The 16,653-nt window shown below is 42.8% G+C and carries 16 protein-coding genes; 4 read left to right on the top strand and 12 right to left on the bottom strand.

The genetic code is table 11. The features are described from left to right. The 4 genes from F6K37_RS02280 to F6K37_RS02265 all read right to left on the bottom strand — a co-directional run. Positions 1-270, bottom strand: a 270-nt coding sequence (locus F6K37_RS02280) for a hypothetical protein (protein WP_287247899.1), incomplete at its 3' end; no start/stop codon positions are given. A gap of 6 nt (positions 271-276) precedes the next feature. Next, a complete protein-coding gene (locus tag F6K37_RS02275) occupies positions 277-402 on the bottom strand; it encodes a hypothetical protein (protein ID WP_267875558.1) in 126 nt (41 codons plus the stop codon). Between the two features lie 38 nt (positions 403-440). Beyond that, positions 441-2,159, bottom strand: a complete 1,719-nt coding sequence (gene ureC / locus F6K37_RS02270) for an urease subunit alpha (protein ID WP_044492188.1) — start codon at positions 2,157-2,159, stop codon at positions 441-443. Between the two features lie 182 nt (positions 2,160-2,341). Then, the gene (locus tag F6K37_RS02265) at positions 2,342-2,659 is read right to left on the bottom strand and encodes an urease subunit beta (protein ID WP_287247895.1); all 318 of its coding nucleotides are present in this window, start codon (positions 2,657-2,659) and stop codon (positions 2,342-2,344) included. Between the two features lie 552 nt (positions 2,660-3,211). Here F6K37_RS02265 and F6K37_RS02260 point away from each other — a divergent pair. Beyond that, complete coding sequence (locus F6K37_RS02260) at positions 3,212-4,075, top strand: hypothetical protein (protein WP_287247893.1); 864 nt, start codon at positions 3,212-3,214, stop codon at positions 4,073-4,075. 349 nt (positions 4,076-4,424) lie between these two features. Here the strand turns inward: F6K37_RS02260 and F6K37_RS02255 are convergent, their stop codons facing one another. Together F6K37_RS02255 and F6K37_RS02250 are read right to left on the bottom strand one after the other, a co-directional pair. Continuing rightward, positions 4,425-4,742, bottom strand: a complete 318-nt coding sequence (locus F6K37_RS02255) for a DUF4359 domain-containing protein (RefSeq protein WP_009149304.1) — start codon at positions 4,740-4,742, stop codon at positions 4,425-4,427. A 71-nt stretch (positions 4,743-4,813) separates the two neighbouring features. Continuing rightward, positions 4,814-4,936 (bottom strand): hypothetical protein, encoded by a 123-nt coding sequence (locus F6K37_RS02250; RefSeq protein WP_267872079.1) that lies wholly within the window; start codon positions 4,934-4,936, stop codon positions 4,814-4,816. 519 nt (positions 4,937-5,455) lie between these two features. Between F6K37_RS02250 and F6K37_RS02245 the strand changes: the two genes are divergently transcribed. The 3 genes from F6K37_RS02245 (at position 5,456) to F6K37_RS02235 (ending at position 8,265) form a co-directional block, all read left to right on the top strand. Continuing rightward, the gene (locus F6K37_RS02245; protein WP_287247890.1) at positions 5,456-6,619 is read left to right on the top strand and encodes an AAA-like domain-containing protein; all 1,164 of its coding nucleotides are present in this window, start codon (positions 5,456-5,458) and stop codon (positions 6,617-6,619) included. A gap of 229 nt (positions 6,620-6,848) precedes the next feature. After that, positions 6,849-8,147, top strand: a complete 1,299-nt coding sequence (locus tag F6K37_RS02240; protein WP_287247888.1) for a family 10 glycosylhydrolase — start codon at positions 6,849-6,851, stop codon at positions 8,145-8,147. Continuing rightward, entirely contained in the window at positions 8,137-8,265 is a 129-nt protein-coding gene (locus F6K37_RS02235) for a hypothetical protein (RefSeq protein ID WP_287247887.1), read from the top strand. The genes F6K37_RS02240 and F6K37_RS02235 overlap by 11 nt, the downstream gene beginning before the upstream one ends. A gap of 118 nt (positions 8,266-8,383) precedes the next feature. Here F6K37_RS02235 and cobN read toward each other — a convergent pair whose 3' ends face one another. The 6 genes from cobN to F6K37_RS02205 all read right to left on the bottom strand — a co-directional run. Continuing rightward, positions 8,384-12,613, bottom strand: coding sequence for a cobaltochelatase subunit CobN (gene cobN, locus F6K37_RS02230; protein ID WP_287247885.1), 4,230 nt, complete (start codon positions 12,611-12,613; stop codon positions 8,384-8,386). 338 nt (positions 12,614-12,951) lie between these two features. Continuing rightward, positions 12,952-14,076 carry a DNA cytosine methyltransferase gene (locus F6K37_RS02225; protein ID WP_287247883.1) on the bottom strand — a complete coding sequence of 375 codons (1,125 nt, stop codon included), beginning with the start codon at positions 14,074-14,076 and terminating at the stop codon, positions 12,952-12,954. 1 nt (position 14,077) lies between these two features. After that, a complete protein-coding gene (locus F6K37_RS02220) occupies positions 14,078-14,821 on the bottom strand; it encodes a hypothetical protein (RefSeq protein ID WP_009149323.1) in 744 nt (247 codons plus the stop codon). Positions 14,822-14,983: 162 nt separating this feature from the next. Continuing rightward, on the bottom strand, positions 14,984-15,229 hold the full coding sequence (locus F6K37_RS02215) for an SDR family NAD(P)-dependent oxidoreductase (protein ID WP_009149325.1): 246 nt from the start codon (positions 15,227-15,229) through the stop codon (positions 14,984-14,986). 152 nt (positions 15,230-15,381) lie between these two features. Further along, positions 15,382-15,873, bottom strand: coding sequence for an RNA-guided endonuclease InsQ/TnpB family protein (locus F6K37_RS02210; RefSeq protein WP_009149327.1), 492 nt, complete (start codon positions 15,871-15,873; stop codon positions 15,382-15,384). Next, on the bottom strand, positions 15,839-16,653 hold an 815-nt coding region (locus F6K37_RS02205; RefSeq protein WP_287247878.1), incomplete at its 5' end, for an RNA-guided endonuclease InsQ/TnpB family protein. The genes F6K37_RS02205 and F6K37_RS02210, both read right to left, overlap by 35 nt.

The following is a 16,653-nucleotide window of genomic DNA, read 5'->3' as shown; positions in this document are numbered from 1 at the left end:
TAGGGGAAGAAGTCGTACACTTACATCATATTGATGGAAACCACGATAACTGGAAACCAAAGAATTTGCTAGCAGTTCATCACAGCTGCCATCAACTAATCCACGGAAGCAGACCGAAAGGTCAGGATATCTAGGAGCTGGGTGCGGTGAAAGTCGCACGCCCAGATTTGAAGGAGAGGTGCCCTGGGTAATACCAGGCATCGACTCTAACGGAGATTGGATGCAGTCATTAATCGTAGGGTGGGCAGTGCCTAGCAACGGGATTGGCAAGCTTGGTCAATCTGTCTGATCCACTGCCCACCCTACATGAACTTGGTGAGGTACATTTTTAATTTTAGGCAAGAGGCAAGAGGCAAGAGGCAAGAGGCAAAAGGCAACATAAAAAAATATTGTGTACCTCATTAATATGAGAAATGCTCTAGTGATTGACTAGCAACTAATCAAAATAAGAAGTAACGCTGTGCCATGGGTAAAACCGTTGCGGGCTCGCATGTTAATAATTCCCCATCAGCTCTGACTTCATAAGTTTCTGGATTGACCTCAATCTGTGGCAAGGCGTCGTTGAGTTTCATGTCGGTCTTGCTCAAGTTGCGGGTGTTGGAAACGGCAACAGCGGATTTTTGTAAGCCAATTTGAGCTGGGATGTCTTGGTCTAAGGCAGCTTGGGACACAAAGGTAACGGATGTGGCTGCGATCGCACCACCAAAACTACCAAACATCGGACGCATATGAATCGGCTGGGGTGTGGGAATACTAGCATTGGCATCACCCATTTGGGACCATGCGATCGCACCACCTTTAATCACTATCTCTGGCTTGACTCCAAACATGGCTGGACGCCACAGACACAAATCCGCTAGCTTCCCTTCTGCGATGGAACCGACATAATTAGCAATTCCGTGAGCGATCGCAGGATTAATCGTATACTTGGCAACGTAACGCTTGGCTCGGAAATTGTCGTTTTCCCCAGTTTCCCCAGTAGTGGTGGATAACACTCCCCGTTGCACTTTCATTTTGTGGGCTGTCTGCCAGGTACGGATAATCACTTCACCCACCCGTCCCATGGCTTGAGAATCAGAGGCAATCATACTAAAAGCCCCTAAATCATGAAGGATATCCTCGGCAGCAATAGTTTCCCGACGAATCCGGGACTCAGCGAAGGCCACATCTTCAGGAATGCCCCGGTCTAGGTGATGGCACACCATGAGCATATCCAGATGTTCTTCTAGGGTATTAACGGTATAGGGACGGGTAGGATTGGTAGAAGAGGGCAATACATTAGCTTCACTACAAACTTTAATAATATCTGGAGCATGACCGCCCCCTGCTCCTTCGGTGTGGTAGGTGTGAATGACTCGGTTTTTAAAGGCAGCAATGGTATTTTCCACAAACCCGGCTTCATTAAGGGTATCGGTATGAATTGCCACCTGGACATCAAACTGATCCGCCACACTTAAACAGGTATCAATAGCGGCTGGAGTAGTGCCCCAGTCTTCGTGCAGCTTCAATCCCATCGCACCCGCTATCACTTGTTCCTGTAATCCTTCGGGTTTGGCACTATTGCCTTTCCCTAAAAACCCTAGATTCACAGGAAATGCATCCGCAGCTTGCAGCATCCGGTGAATATTCCAAGCACCAGGAGTACAGGTTGTGGCGTTAGTGCCAGTGGCTGGACCTGTACCACCGCCGATCATAGTAGTGATACCAGATGCGATCGCAGTTTCAATCTGTTGGGGACAAATAAAGTGAATGTGAGCATCAATCCCCCCTGCTGTGACAATCATGCCTTCCCCAGCAACTGCTTCGGTGCTAGGACCAATAATAATAGTGACATTGTCCTGGATGTAGGGATTTCCAGCTTTGCCAATGTTAACTATTTTGCCATCTTTAATACCAATATCGGCTTTAACAATACCCCACCAATCCAGGATTAGGGCGTTAGTGATCACCAAATCCACAGCACCCTCGGCGCGGGAGATGGGGGATTGTCCCATCCCATCTCTAATCACTTTACCACCACCGAATTTAACTTCATCACCATAGGTGGTGTAGTCCTGTTCCACTTCGATCACTAGTTCTGTATCAGCCAAGCGGATGCGATCGCCTACGGTAGGACCATAAGTTTCGGCGTAGGCACGACGATCCATACGATAACTCATCAACAACTCCTTGATTAAGGGTAATAGGTAATGGGTAATGGGTAATAGGTAATGGGTAATGGGTAATGGGTAATGGGTAATGGGTAATGGGGAATTTTATCCCCTCGGCCAAACTCTGGGATTACCTCTGGGTAGCGCTTGCTTTAGAAAAAAAATAGTAACTGTATATCAAGTTGACAATATCAAGTTGACCGATCAAGTTGACCATTAATTTTGCCATTGAAGCCGTACACCTGACGACTACCAACAAGAGTGACTAATTCCACCTCTCGTTCGTCTCCCGGTTCAAAGCGGATAGCGGTGCCAGCTGGAATATTTAAGCGCATGCCTTTAGTAGCTTCCCGGTCAAATTTGAGAGCTTCGTTGACTTCAAAGAAGTGAAAATGAGACCCTACTTGAATAGGGCGATCGCCTGTATTAGCTACCCGTACTCTGATGGTGGCACGACCAGCATTGAGTTCTATTTCCCCTGTTTGGGGAATGATTTCGCCTGGAATCACTAACTAACTCCTTAAACCCTGACTAGCTTTTCATTATCTGGTGAATTAGTTGATTATCTCGTGAATTAGATTTTTTTGTAGCCTTAACTTACACACTGAAGTATATAGGAAGTGGAGTTTAGTTTTTTTTTAAGGTTCTAGGCTCTAGGCATAAGGGGTCTACATTGAATGGCTCTAGGATTCTGGGGTATGAAGCTGCGCGATCTTAGCACGGAGGCTGTCAACTGCTTTTTTTTGTACCTATTACTTATTACCTATTACTTATTACTTATTACCTACTACTTATTGCTTATCACCTATTACTTATTGCTTAGTGAATTTTGCCCCCCTAGCCCCCCAACTTTGGGGGGAAAAAGAGTCCGTTTGCTTCTAAAAGTCCCCCAAGATTGGGGGATTTAGGGGGCTTGGATGTAGCAAATGAGACTTCTCAGACAACCTCTCAGACCTAGTCAGCAATAAGCGTGGTTTAATACAAACTATGTTCCGTAGAGCTATTAAATCACAGATAATTTAACGTTTTGATTCTAAATAACTTTTGAGTAAACAGTCACTATGAATATTCTCTCTAAACTTAAAAACCGGAAATTAGGATTAATAGAATTAATGTCAATGGGGTTTGAGGTTTATATAAAAAACTTAAAACCTATCCTACTGATATTTTCTACAATATATTTACCTTTCCTGATAATTATGTCAGGTAGGCAATTTCTGCTTTCAAATAATCCTTTAGAATTATCAATATTTGTTTTTAGTTTATATAGATGGCAAAACATCTATTTTATACCCATAGCTATTCTTCCCAATAATTATGTTTATGGAAGACATTATAACTATCAGAGTGTATTCAAAAAAATCTTAGCAAGCTTAGTTCCGTTATTATTGATGAGTTTGGAATTTATTATTGTAGTTTTCCTGCTATCTCTGCGAGCATGTATAACTGTATCCTTATTTTTATTATTATTATTTTTTGGATTTTTATTTTTATTATTATTTTCTACTCCATTTCATATTTCCTTTTTTACGGTATCTATAGTCCTTGTATATCTGGTAATTGTACTTAGACTTATTGTACTTAATAAACCTGTTATACCTGTTATAATTTATTATATAAATAGTCAATACTATGGGCTTGCTTTTATTCTGATAGACCAATGGGGAGAAGACGCTTTCGCTTACAGTCGATCTATAGTTAAAGATAATTGGTGGAGAGTATTTTTATTCAGTTTTTTAGTTATGGTTCTTGACTTTGGATTACCAGAAATTTTGATTAAATTATTTAATAATATTCCTTTCATAAACTATTTTTGGTTTTCCTTACTTTCCCAAACCTTAGCCCAATTTATCGCAATAGGTATTGTCATTGGGAGTACACTGCTATTTCTAAACTTAGATTTTCAAAAAAAAATAGAGAACTAATGACAGTTTAATAATGATTAGTTTTGACTAAGTTTTTCTTCAATTTTTTCAATCTTTAATTGAAGTTAATCCAGTTGACCTGCTCCCAGTTACCGTCCTATTCGCTAATTATTAGACAGGTCACGAACATCGTAAAGCAATTTACTGAGTGGTGTTGATAATTAACTATTCCTTCCCTAATAAACTGGTGATAAAACGTAAGCATTCAGCCGTGAGCCTTGCCCAAAGGCCACCCTAGGCGAATGACTAACCCTAATTGAGTAAGGTTCATGTAGGGTGGGCAGTGCATCAGCTCAGAGCTGAGAGCTGTTCGCGTAGCGCTTGAGCTGATAACTGAGAGCTGACATAATTAAAACACAAAAAATTTGCCCCCTAGCCCAACAGTGTGGAATTTTTTCCCCCAGAAGTTGGTGGTATAGATACTGAAAAGAAAATAGTTTTGGTGACGAGTGTAGCTTTCGATCACTGGCTTAACTGCACCAGGTGGTAAAGGTTTACCGACAAAACAAGCTGCTTTTACCCCAAGAGGAAGGGATTTCTGCTGGCAGTAAGTATCGTGTAAGTGCCATGACGCATGATCAAGATAAGCATCTTTAGTTGGATTGGTGAGTGCCATAATGCTGGACACTAAAGCTAAGAAAACGGTGTTATTGATGCGCTGATACATAATTTCTTGTTATTAAATGTTGGTAATTAGTTGCGTAGGGTGCGTAGGGTGCGTTAGGGGCGGACTTGCCCTTATTGTTCGCCTCGACCGCCAGCCTTGGGATAGTCCGCCCCGTAACGCACCGCCAGTGTTAGGTTGCTGCCCGGAAATTGAAACGGGCAAGATGCCCGTTCCACGCCTGATGCCCGTTCCACAGGTGCGACCCGTGGCGAATTTAATAATTAGATGCGGAAAGCGCACCTAAAAGATGCCGGTTCCACTCACCGGGTCAAACAGCTTTAATGAGATGCACTCTACCCGGTCAGCCATAGGATGATTAGTCAACCGGATTTAATCTAAGCTCGACCTAGGGAAAGCCCAGTTAAATTCCTTTGTTAAATATTTTTTCGTTACGTTGTGGGTCTATTCCGGAAAATCTAACCTCTTGATTACTATTGTTGCTAAATCAGCTATTTTCCAAGTGATTAACCGGACTTGATCTAATTCTATTTTCCGAGAGCCGAAGTTATCCTTTACCTAGCTAAAATCTGTTCGCGTAGCGCATAAGCTGACAATTCCACTACCTACGATATTTTCACACTTTATTCACAAGCTATGATTATAGTTTTTATCTAGTAGCGTCATAGTAATTTGGTTGTTTTTGATAAAAAAAATAAGTAATATCTTGGATTTTTTTTCAGCAAACCAGACGAAAATTACTAACATTTTTATCTATGATTAAAAATTACCCTCTATACCAAGTCGGTGGTAGTCTAGCCAGTGATTCGCCTAGCTATGTAGAAAGACAAGCAGATGTCCAACTCTATAACGCCTTAAAAAGGGGTGAGTTTTGTTATGTTATGGCTCCCCGACAAATGGGTAAGTCTTCTCTATCGGTGCGAATCAGACATCAGCTAGAACAAGAAGGATTTAAATGCAGTACTATTGATATGACGCGCATCGGTAGCGAAATAATTACCCCAACTCAGTGGTACAAAGGAGTGGTGGCTGAGTTAGTACGAGGGTTGAAGTTATTCGGTCACTTTAATTTCCAATCCTGGTGGCACCAGGAAAAGTATCTTTCACTGCTTCAGCGATTGAGTAATTTCCTGGAAGATATCCTGCTGGTAAAATTTACTACTGAACGAATTGTTATCTTCATTGATGAAATTGATACTATTCTAAACTTACCTTTTCCGGTTGAGGATTTTTTGGCCCTGATCCGATTCTGCTATAACCAAAGAGCAACTAATCCCGACTATAATCGCATTGTCTTTGCTTTGTTCGGAGTAGCTAAGCCAAGGGATTTGATTACTGGCAAAAAGCGGACACTGTTTAATATCGGGAAAGCCATAGAACTACATGGCTTTGAATTCCATGAAGCATATCCCCTTGCCAAGGGATTAGAGGGAACAGGGGGTAACCCTACAAGGATTCTCAAGGAGATACTGGCTTGGACAGGAGGACAACCCTTTCTGACCCAAAAACTATGTCAGTTGGTAGTAGACTCAGTAAGGGTCGGGTTGACTATTGCTCCTGGTAATGAGGAATCTTGGGTTAGCCAAATCGTACATAATCAAATTATTGATCATTGGGAATCCCAGGATGAACCCGAGCATTTACGAAGTATCTCGGCTCGCCTTTTGAGTAATAATTTGAGTAATAAATATTATGCTGACAAATTGCTGGGACGTTATCAGCAGATTTTAGCTGGAGATGATGTACCGATGGATAACAGCGAAGAGTGCAACGAATTGCTGCTATCGGGTTTGGTGGTTAATCAACAAGGACGGCTAAGGGTGAACAACCCTATATACAAAGCAATTTTTAATCGTGAATGGGTTACCAAACAACTAGAGAATCTGCGTCCCGATAGTAAACAATTTTGCTATTCCTGACTTAGTATTATATACTGTTAGTTTAAGCGACTAAAACCCTAGCTATATCTCGATTTTTTGCTTCAGCCGCTTAAACTAACTTAAACTAATGTCCCAAACTCTGGGAGCATCCCAATTTGGCACGTTAGCTCTTTTTAGGGGGCTGAAACCCTTGAAATATCGTTGCTTTGGGTAATATTGTTTCCAAAATGGGATGCTCCCCAAACTCTTGCTAGGCAAGAATTTCACCATGTCTAATAAAAAGTCAAAGGAAAACAGTGGATGTGGATGCGCAAATATTCCCATTTCTGTAATCTTACTGGTTTTAGGCGGTGGTTATTGGTGGTTGAACCATCAAGGAGGTTTCGCTATTATTAGCAAATTACCTCAAAATCTCCCCATAGCTATTCCTCAAAATCTACCAATAGCTATTCCTGGTTTAAATTCGACACCAGCCGAACCACAACCTTCGGCTCCTACTAAGCCTTCTGTAACCACTGCACCTTCCTTCCCAAATTCGCCAATTGTTAAACCTAATCATCAGCCACCTTCACCAACACCAATAACAGCTCAAAAACCTCAAAAACCTCAAACAGCTCAAAAATTAAAAACACCAATTGTTAAACCTAATCATCAGCCAGCATCACCAACAACTCAAACTCCTTTGGAGAAAAAAGCAATCAGAGGAATTTATATAAGTCGTTATAACGTAACTAATAATGCTAGTGAAGAGAAAATTAGAAAACAAGTTCGTCATTATCACTCTCAAGGAATTAATACGATTATTCATGGTGTATGGGGTAATATTTGTCCTATGTACACTAGTGAAGTGATGCAAAAAACTTTCGGTTATAAAAGTTGTCCCAATCAGTTTCGCGACCGCTGGTTAACTTGGCTAATTGATGAAGCACACAAACACGGCATGGAAGTTCATGCTTACTTTGAAAAAGGTATCAAAATAGATAAAAATAGCCCGATTTTTGATTTAGCTATTGAACGCAAATGGGTTGTACCTGGCGTTGACCGCACCTATCCAGGAATCGAGCATTATATTCTGGATGTAGAAATTCCTGAAGTTGCTAATTTCTTTAGAGATATTTTAGTGGAATTTGTCCAAAAATATCCTAAAATTGATGCAGTCCAATGGGACGATTATCTGGGTTACCATGCCGAGTTACCAGGGAAAGTAAATCGCACTAAGAAGCTAACCACTTTTTCACAAGAAATGATCGGTGCTATGAAACAAGCTAACCCAAAGGTTAGTTTTGATCTTTGTCATCATAATCCTTATTGGGCTAAAAAATATTTTGCTGCCGACTGGCAAAAATGGAATGTAGATCGAGTTTTTATTCAAGCTTATAATGATAAAAATTTTACCAAAGAAGTAGATTATGCCGAAACCTATGATGGAATTGCTATTACTGATCAACAATTCCATCGCTTGCCAGAAATAGTGGCTAATAATAAAATTAAGGCTATTTTAGTGTTTCCTGATCGGACAAATCCAGAAGACGTAGCTTCTAAGTTAAAACAATTTTATGTTAAATAGATGTAAGCGTCGTAAGCAATCAGCTATCAGCTATCAGCTATCAGCTATCAGCAATCAGCAATCAGCTATCAGCTATCAGCTATCAGCTATCAGCTATCAGCTATCAGCTATCAGCTAATGGGCTACGCGCAAGCGCACCTTTGAATAAAATAAGCTGACGGCTGACCGCACCTCAAGTAGGGTGAGCTTTGGCTCACGGCTGAATGCTTACTAAGCATCTAACTAGACTTCCGGAGCTATACAATGCCAAAATTTTCCCCTTCAATCACTGCTTCTGCTTCTAATGCGATCGCTCTCAATTTTTCTAAAGTATCTGGTTCAGCTGACTGCCACAATCCCCGCTGATTGGCTTCCAGTAACCGTTCTGCCATATCTCGCAAGGCCCATGGATTCTTTTGTTGGACAAACTCTTGGACGTCTGGGTCAAATAAATACCCCTGAGCTACTCCTTGATACATATGATCTGCCACACAATTAGCGGTAGCATCATAGGCAAACAAATAATCTACCGTTGCTGCCATTTCAAATGCTCCCTTGTAACCATGGCGCATCACTCCCTCAATCCACTTAGGATTCACGACACGAGAACGGTACACTCGGGCAATCTCTTCCTTTAGCTGTCGAACTTTGGGCTTTTCAGGGATAGAATTATCACCAAAGTAGGTTTGAGGATTTTTCCCAGTTAACCCCCGCACTGCTACGGTTAACCCCCCCTGAAACTGGTAATAATCATCTGAATCGAGTAAATCATGTTCCCGATTATCCTGATTGTGTAATACAATTTGCATCTGTTTGAGGCGCTGCTCAAAGGCTTCTGGGGCTCCCTTGGGGGAAGATGAGCTGTAGGCGTAACTACTCCAGTTAATGTAAGCGCGAGCTAAATCCTGCTCATCTTGCCAGTTTTGAGATTCAATCAAACCTTGTAACCCGGCACCATAGGCTCCTGGTTTTGAGCCAAAGATGCGGTAGTGCGATCGCATTTGGGCTTGGGACTGACTCAACCCTACCTGTAACCAAGAGTCTGTTTCCTGTTTCACCTGGGCTGCTAGAGGATTGTCTGATGGTGATTCATCCAGGCTTGCCACAGCAACTACTGCATTGTGAAATAGGTCGATTAAATTGGGGAAACTATCTCTAAAGAAGCCAGAAATGCGCAGGGTCACATCCACCCGGGGACGTTGTAACACAGACACTGGCAATATTTCAAAGTCTACCACCCGCCGTGAGGACCCATCCCAAATCGGTCGCACTCCCAACAACGCCAGGGCTTCGGAAATATCATCTCCCCCGGTACGCATGGTAGATGTGCCCCATACGGAAATCCCTAGGGTTTTGGGATACTCACCATTTTCCTGGGTATAGCGCTCCACTAGCACTTCAGCTGCCTTTCTGCCCACATCCCACGCTGTTTCTGTGGGTATGGCACGGATATCAACAGAGTAAAAATTGCGACCTGTGGGCAGAACGTCCGGTCGTCCTCTAGTCGGCGCACCAGATGGCCCACTGGGTACATATCTCCCATCTAATCCCCTTAACAATTGGGTGAGTTCTTGATTAGTTTGTTGCAGTGCTGGTAACAGGCGATCGCGTATCCAATCTAATTCTTGTTTTGTTGTTTTACTAATCGGTAATCGGTAATCAGTAATCGCTATTGGGGAATTAGTGATGATTTGTTCTACTAATTCAGATGCTTCTTCTTCCAATACTTCAACCAAATCACCAACAGTATATTTCCCAGTATAGCATTCCTCTGTTGCCTCTTCCCTTGTCATTAATTTTGATATCGAATCTATACTACTTCTTGCGATATCCTTAACCACTGAAAACTCTTCCGTTAGGGGGTCAAAATCCCAACCTAAATCCTGAGCCAAAGCACGAGTTAAGCCGATGCGATTCTTTCCTGGATGACGAGCAATTGCTACTATTAAATCCTGCAATTGACGTCCTTGGGGACATTGACTAAACACATGTAAACCATCTCGAATCTGAGCTTCTTTCAATTCACAAAGATAAGCATCAATTTGATTAGTAATTTCCGATTCTCCAGCTTCGATGTCATCTACTGCAATCCCCAAATCTTCGTGCAAGTGCTCATCAAGGATAAGTTTAACAATGCGGACGCGAATAATTGGTAACCGAGACAAATCCAAACTCTGCGCTTCATAATACTCATCAACCAATCCCTCCAACTGTTGCAGAGGACCATAAAGTTCAGCACGAGTCATGGGAGGGGTTAAATGATCAATAATCACCCCTTGAGCGCGACGCTTTGCTTGAGCTCCTTCCCCGGGATCATTGACAATAAATGGATACAAATGAGGCATGGCTGCTAAGGCGACTTCTGGATAACAGCACTCTGACAAGGCCACACTCTTACCCGGTAACCACTCCAAATTCCCATGCTTGCCCACATGAACAATTGCTTGGGCACCAAAACACTTCCGCAACCAATAATAAAATGCCAAATATCCATCAGTCGGTTCCAAATCGGGAGCATGATAATTCAAAGCTGGGTCAAGATCATAACCCCGAGACGGTTGAATCCCTACAAACACATTTCCCAACTGAATCCCTGAAATGGGAAATGCTGAAATCTCTGTTATCTCTCCGTTGCCATCTTTGTTGTCATTACCGTTAAGATCAAACTCTCCCCAACGCTCACGGATTCCCTTTTGAACCGCTATCGGTAACTCTTGAAAATAGTCCCAATACTCTTGCCAACTTAACTGTTGTCGGACCAAACGTAACTGCCATCCTTCTGGATCATTGGTCACCCCAGCGGTCAACCACTCAATCAACTCATCCCCAGTTTCCGGAATCTTCTCAACCCAATACCCAGCATCCCGTAACCCTTTTAAAATCTCTACACAACTGGCCGGGGTATCTAATCCTACGCCATTGGCCAGCCTGCCATCTCGATTGGGGTAATTAGCTAAAATCAAAGCAACTTTTCTCTGATTCGGTAGGGTTTGCCCTAACCGTAGCCAATTCATGGCTAAATCTGCTACAAACTGAATGCGATCGCATACCGGTTCATAAACCACCACATCCGTTTCCAGAGCCGGATTCCACCGTTGCGCCGACTTAAAGGAAATCGCACGACTAATAATTCGCCCATCCACCTCCGGCAAAGCCACATTCATAGCAGTATCCCTGGGCATCAATCCCTGAAACCCAGACTCCCACTGTTCCACGGTGCCACTACTTAAAATAACCTGCAACACAGGCACATCCAGCCGTTCCCACAACTCCAACTGATGTACCTCAGCATCCAACTTAGCTACCGAGAAACTAGTCGTATTCAGCAACACTGCGATCGCGTAGCGTGAGCAAAGCTCAATCGCACTACTAGAGCTATCGGGATTTTGGAAATAACCTAACAATTCCCGTTGTACCTCTAGATCCCGTAAAGAAGACACAAATACTGGCACCGGTTCCAAGCCCCGTTCTACCAAAGCCTGACATAACCCATCAATCGGTGCTGTATTTCCCGCTAAGTAATGGGCACGGTAGAACAAAATACCTACTTTAAGATTGCCAGTAGCTTGAAGGTTGTTTGGTTGAAGGTTGTTTGGTTGAAGGTTGGTTTTGGTTGAAGGTTGGTTTTGGTTGAAGGTTGTTCGCGTAGCGTGGCCTTTTGGCCAAGGTTGTTCGGTTGTTTGCCTTTGGCCTTCGAGAAGGGTAGGTTGTTTGCCCTTGGCGTTGCCTTCGGGTAGGTTATTTGGTTGCTGGTTATCGTCCCAACCTCCAACCTTCAACCTGTTAACCTTCAACCTGTTAACCTTCAACCTGTTAACCTTCAACCTGCTAACCTTCAACCTGTTAACCTTCAACCTATTAACCTTCAACCTGTTAACCTTCAACCTGTTAACCTTCAACCTGCTAACCTTAAACCTGCTAACCTTTATCCCCGATTGCCATGGATAAACCCCAACCCGAGGCACAGGTTTTGGTGGTGCTGGATTATTGGTTTGGTCTAGGCATACATCTACTACAAATTTCAGAGCGTTAGTGAAATTCTCTACACCGCCTTCTGTAAAGTAGCGCCATAATTGATTCACTATCGGAATAGTTTCTGTGGAGTGACTAGTTAAGGTCGGGTCTGGTCGGTCATCTCCTGGTAAAACCAATAACCTAGCGCCAGTTTGTTCTACTGTTTCTTTCACCACTTCTAAGCCATAGGACCAGTAGGAGCGTCCCCCCAATAATCTGATAATGATAATCCGTGCTTTAGCCAAGATATCCTCAGCATAGGTATCAATGGTTAGTTGTTGCTGCAACTGCAACAAGTTAGCGACTCGGATAGCTGGGAAATCTGGAGGAAGTTGGGATACTGATGCGGCTAGGGTTTGGATATCGGTGTCAGCAGCAGTCAGGAAAATAATTGGTGCTGGGGTTTGTTCGATGAAGATAACCCCTTCAGCTTCAGGGTTCCATCCTCCTGGAGTAGCGGCGATGCGATGCATAGTTTAGGGTGCGATTCGTTGATCCTAAATGAGTCTATTGGACTCAGGGAGAGATGGCAAGGATCTATGCCTTGTAACTGAATAACCGTGATAGTAAAATTTTATATACCCTAGTGCTGGGGTCACAGGATTACCGCTACACTAGCGAATGGTCACCAATTTTTCAAGGGGAGTAAAAAGGTTGTAACTGGGAGCCATTGCCAGAATTCCTATAATAATCTGCAGCTTAGATATGCCCATTGTCACCTTCTTAACACGGCGAGGTATGCCCGGGGTCTTGTTGGGCTTTCTCCTTCAAACCAACCTACCAATCGGCTTGATCATACCGAATTATTGAGTTATAAATTTAATTCCAGTTGTAATACCGTATTATTAGTAAATAAATTCATTGGTTGGCCTAAACACTGTGCTTGGTAAACTGCTTGAATAAAACAGGCAACTCGATAGGAAAATTGTACAGGAACAGCGTTGCCAATCTGCTGGTGGACATGACGTTTATTTCCTCCATGAAATACCCATGAGTCTGGGAAAGTTTGAAGTCGGGCATATTCACGATTAGTAAAGCGTCGAAGACGGCTTGCACTGATACGCCATAGCTTTAAGTTAATATTTGGATTCCTTACAAATAGCCCATTGACGCGATCTTTTTCCTTTCTTTCTGCCACCACATTTCCCTGAGCCCACCCCCAAATAGTTCCAGTATCAATAGCAGGAAATGGGGCATCCAAAGATCTTATTGGGTGTCCGTCAGATCCAGTTCGAGAGAATCTACATGGTACAGGTGTCTCAGTAGGATCAAATTCCTTTCCAGTCTCCTCATGAACACGGCTTTTGAACCCCCATTCAGGACAATGATTAGGAAGGGAAATGAATGGATTTACAGCCAGATCACCTAAATATACTGATGCTGGTGTATCTGGCTCTGGCGTGGGCCAGTGAAAACCTGAGGGAAATCGGTCGAAGCTGGCAATAAAAATAAATCTTCTTCTCGTTTGAGGCACTCCAAAACCAGATACTCTGAAGACATTATATTTTATGTAGTATCCAAGACTCTTGAAATGCTCTGAAATTACGTCAACAAAAGGCTTTCCACTTTTGGGTTCTTTCATTCTCCTGAGATTGAGAACATTCTCAATTACGATAAAGCGAGGCTTCTTGATCTTTGCCATTCTGACAACTTCTTGAAACAGAAAATTCCTCTCGTCGTTTTCCTTTCGATTCCCGCCCAGTGAAAACCCCTGACATGGAACCCCTGCTAAAATTACATCACTATCAGGTAAATCTCTTTCTGATAGTTCTCGAATATCAGCTTCTTCAACATCCCATTCAGGTCGATTATTACGGAGTGTTTTAACGCTCCATGTATCAATATCTGTGGAGTAGAGATGTTGAAAACCAGCCATTTCAAAGCCGATATCTAAGCCACCGGCACCAGAAAAAAGACTTGTGAATGAAAGTTCCATATCAACGAAGAGTGACTGTTGGTCCTAAAGATTTGGCTGCACGGAAAACTTCAAATGTGTGTTTCTTTCCTGCGTTTGGATTATCTATATAGGAAGGTGTAAGCGTATGTTCAATCATATCAAAGTAATAACCCCTTATCAGCCTTGAAGTCTCTATACGTGTGATAGTACCCGAGTGTTTTAAATCTATACCAAATTTAAAGCCAGTTGGAGCAATCAGAGTAACTTGGCGTTCTGTGCCATCCGTAAGGGCAAATGGTGTAGGTGCAACATACATTTTTCGGTCACGAATCATAATGTCTCCATAGCTACCGAAACCTTTAAGATTCTTATTTTTATGGATATAAGAATGGTCTGCATTTAAGAAATTGCCATGACACATGACAAGATCATAGACTGGATAGTTCTTTTCCTTGGTTTTTGCTGGGTATCGTCCAAACACATAGTAAATTGTCCTCCCATTATGCAGACCTGAGGGCACTTGACTATTGCAGTCATAGTTTGCTTCCCTGCCTGGAAATCCTAATCCTTTGATCTCGAAGCCAAGGGGGAAATCAACAAGCCTGAAGTCTGGATAAGCATTTCTTGAAGGTTCATCGAAGTTCAAGGAAAGCCTTTCAAGACGAACAGCAAACCAATTTTGAAAGCTAAACTCTTTGTCCGTGGAAGAAACGCGACTTATCAACTCGCTGGCATCGATGGCGCGAACGCATTCTAAGAAAACCTTTGCTATGATTTGATCCATAATGATTTGTCTAGCCCAATGTTGCGATCACTCTCACCTTTAGGTACACGCAACTGTAGTGCATTTGGTGCTTGACAATGGAAGCACATCCCAAAGACAAAGTCAATGTTAACAGTTCTGCAAGACCATCTACCGAGACTCAGCAAAGTCTAACGGTTAAGGTCAGCGGGGCGAAACCTTGCCATAAGTGTCTTGAATTTCATTCACTGCAGCCTGGATACTTGCCTCATCGGTGATGTCCATACGCAGCGGGTGAGCACCCAACTCTCTAAGGTCAGCCATTTTTTCGACACTACGTGCCGCTACTACCACGGTCAGACCATCCTTCAGCAGAGATTTGGCCATTTCTTTGCCCATACCCGATGATGCGCCGGTAATCAGTGCGACTTTGGATTTACCATTTGCCATGATATTGAAGTTCCCTGTGTGTAGTGGACTTGTTCATCTTAAACTGAGAAACTAGCAACCTTCACAGATTTTGTTACTGCTACTGTCTTGCGATCGCGCTTAATACGGTCAATTTCTTTGAGAGTAAATGATGTTAATTGACACTCCCCGGTCTAAAGACGCGGGGATTCTTCGCTCAACGACCCGACTTGCTGAACCTGGCCGGGACCAAGGACAGTAGAGGTCAGATCTCCCGAAGCGTTGGGATCTAGGATCCAGGTTCCGGTGTGCCCCACCGTACCCAAGGCTCGTTTTAAAATGTTCAGCGCAGCATTGTGGTCTCTATCTAACTTGCATCCACACTTACAGACGTGGGTTCTAGTTGATAGTGATTTTTTGACTGTTTCACCGCACTTAGAGCAGTTTTGACTTGTATAAGCAGGGTTTACTGCTACAGTTACTCTGCCAAATTTAGTCCCAAAATGCTCTAACCATTTTCTGAACTGATACCAGCCAGCATCATTAATAGACTTAGCCAGGCAATGATTCTTTACTAGATTCTTAACCCTTAAATCTTCGTAGGCTACCAGGTCGTTAGACCGGATTACGCAACGTGCCGGAGACGAAACCTTAGAAGAGTGCAGCCTTACAACAAAACCTGCCACCTTTGATGCATAGCCTATCAACTATAAAGGCTGCACTCTTCTTGCGGTAACTTCTAACCAGTCTCTTGGCATGTTCTTCACGTTGTCTACTTATTTTAAGGTGTGTCCTGCCTAGCCTATTAACTGCTTTCCTACGGTTGGCTGAGCCTTTCTTTTTGCGAGATACTCGACGTTGGTAAAATTTTAAACGCTTTTCTCCCTTCCTGTAGAAATGAGGATTAGGTTCAGTATTTCCATCAGAGTCAGTATAAAACTCCTTTAGTCCTACATCCAATCCGACGTTTCTACAGGAAGGTTTTAGGTCTTCTTTTATGTCAACTGCTATGCAAAATTGCACATAGTACCCATCAGCTCGTTTCACAATTCGGACTCGCTTAATTTGATTTTTGTCAAATTGCCACAAGTCCCATTTCCCTTTGAGTTTAAGTTTCCCTATTCCTTTCTTGTCGCTAAAGGTTATAGCCTTTTTATCAGGAGACAGTTTCCACCCAGACTGCTTGTACTCTACCGACCTACATTGCTTCTGAAATCTAGGAAAACCCTTTTTGCCGGGTTTTTTCTTTTTGCAGTTGTCATAAAACCGGACTATAGATGACCATGCACGCTCAGAAGCTGCTTGTCGTGCCGTTGAGTTTAGTTCATTAGCAAAAGGAAACTGTTTAGCTAGTATCTTGCAGTATTTACTAAGATCATATTTTCCAGTCCCTTTATTGTCCATCCACAATCTAATGCAAGAATTACGAATAAACTTGACCGTCCGAATAGCCTCGTCTATTGCAG

Origin of the sequence: Moorena sp. SIO4E2 (assembly GCF_010671945.1) — a bacterium.
Classification (GTDB): domain Bacteria; phylum Cyanobacteriota; class Cyanobacteriia; order Cyanobacteriales; family Coleofasciculaceae; genus Moorena; species Moorena producens.
This window is presented reverse-complemented; position numbering and strand designations above follow the sequence as displayed.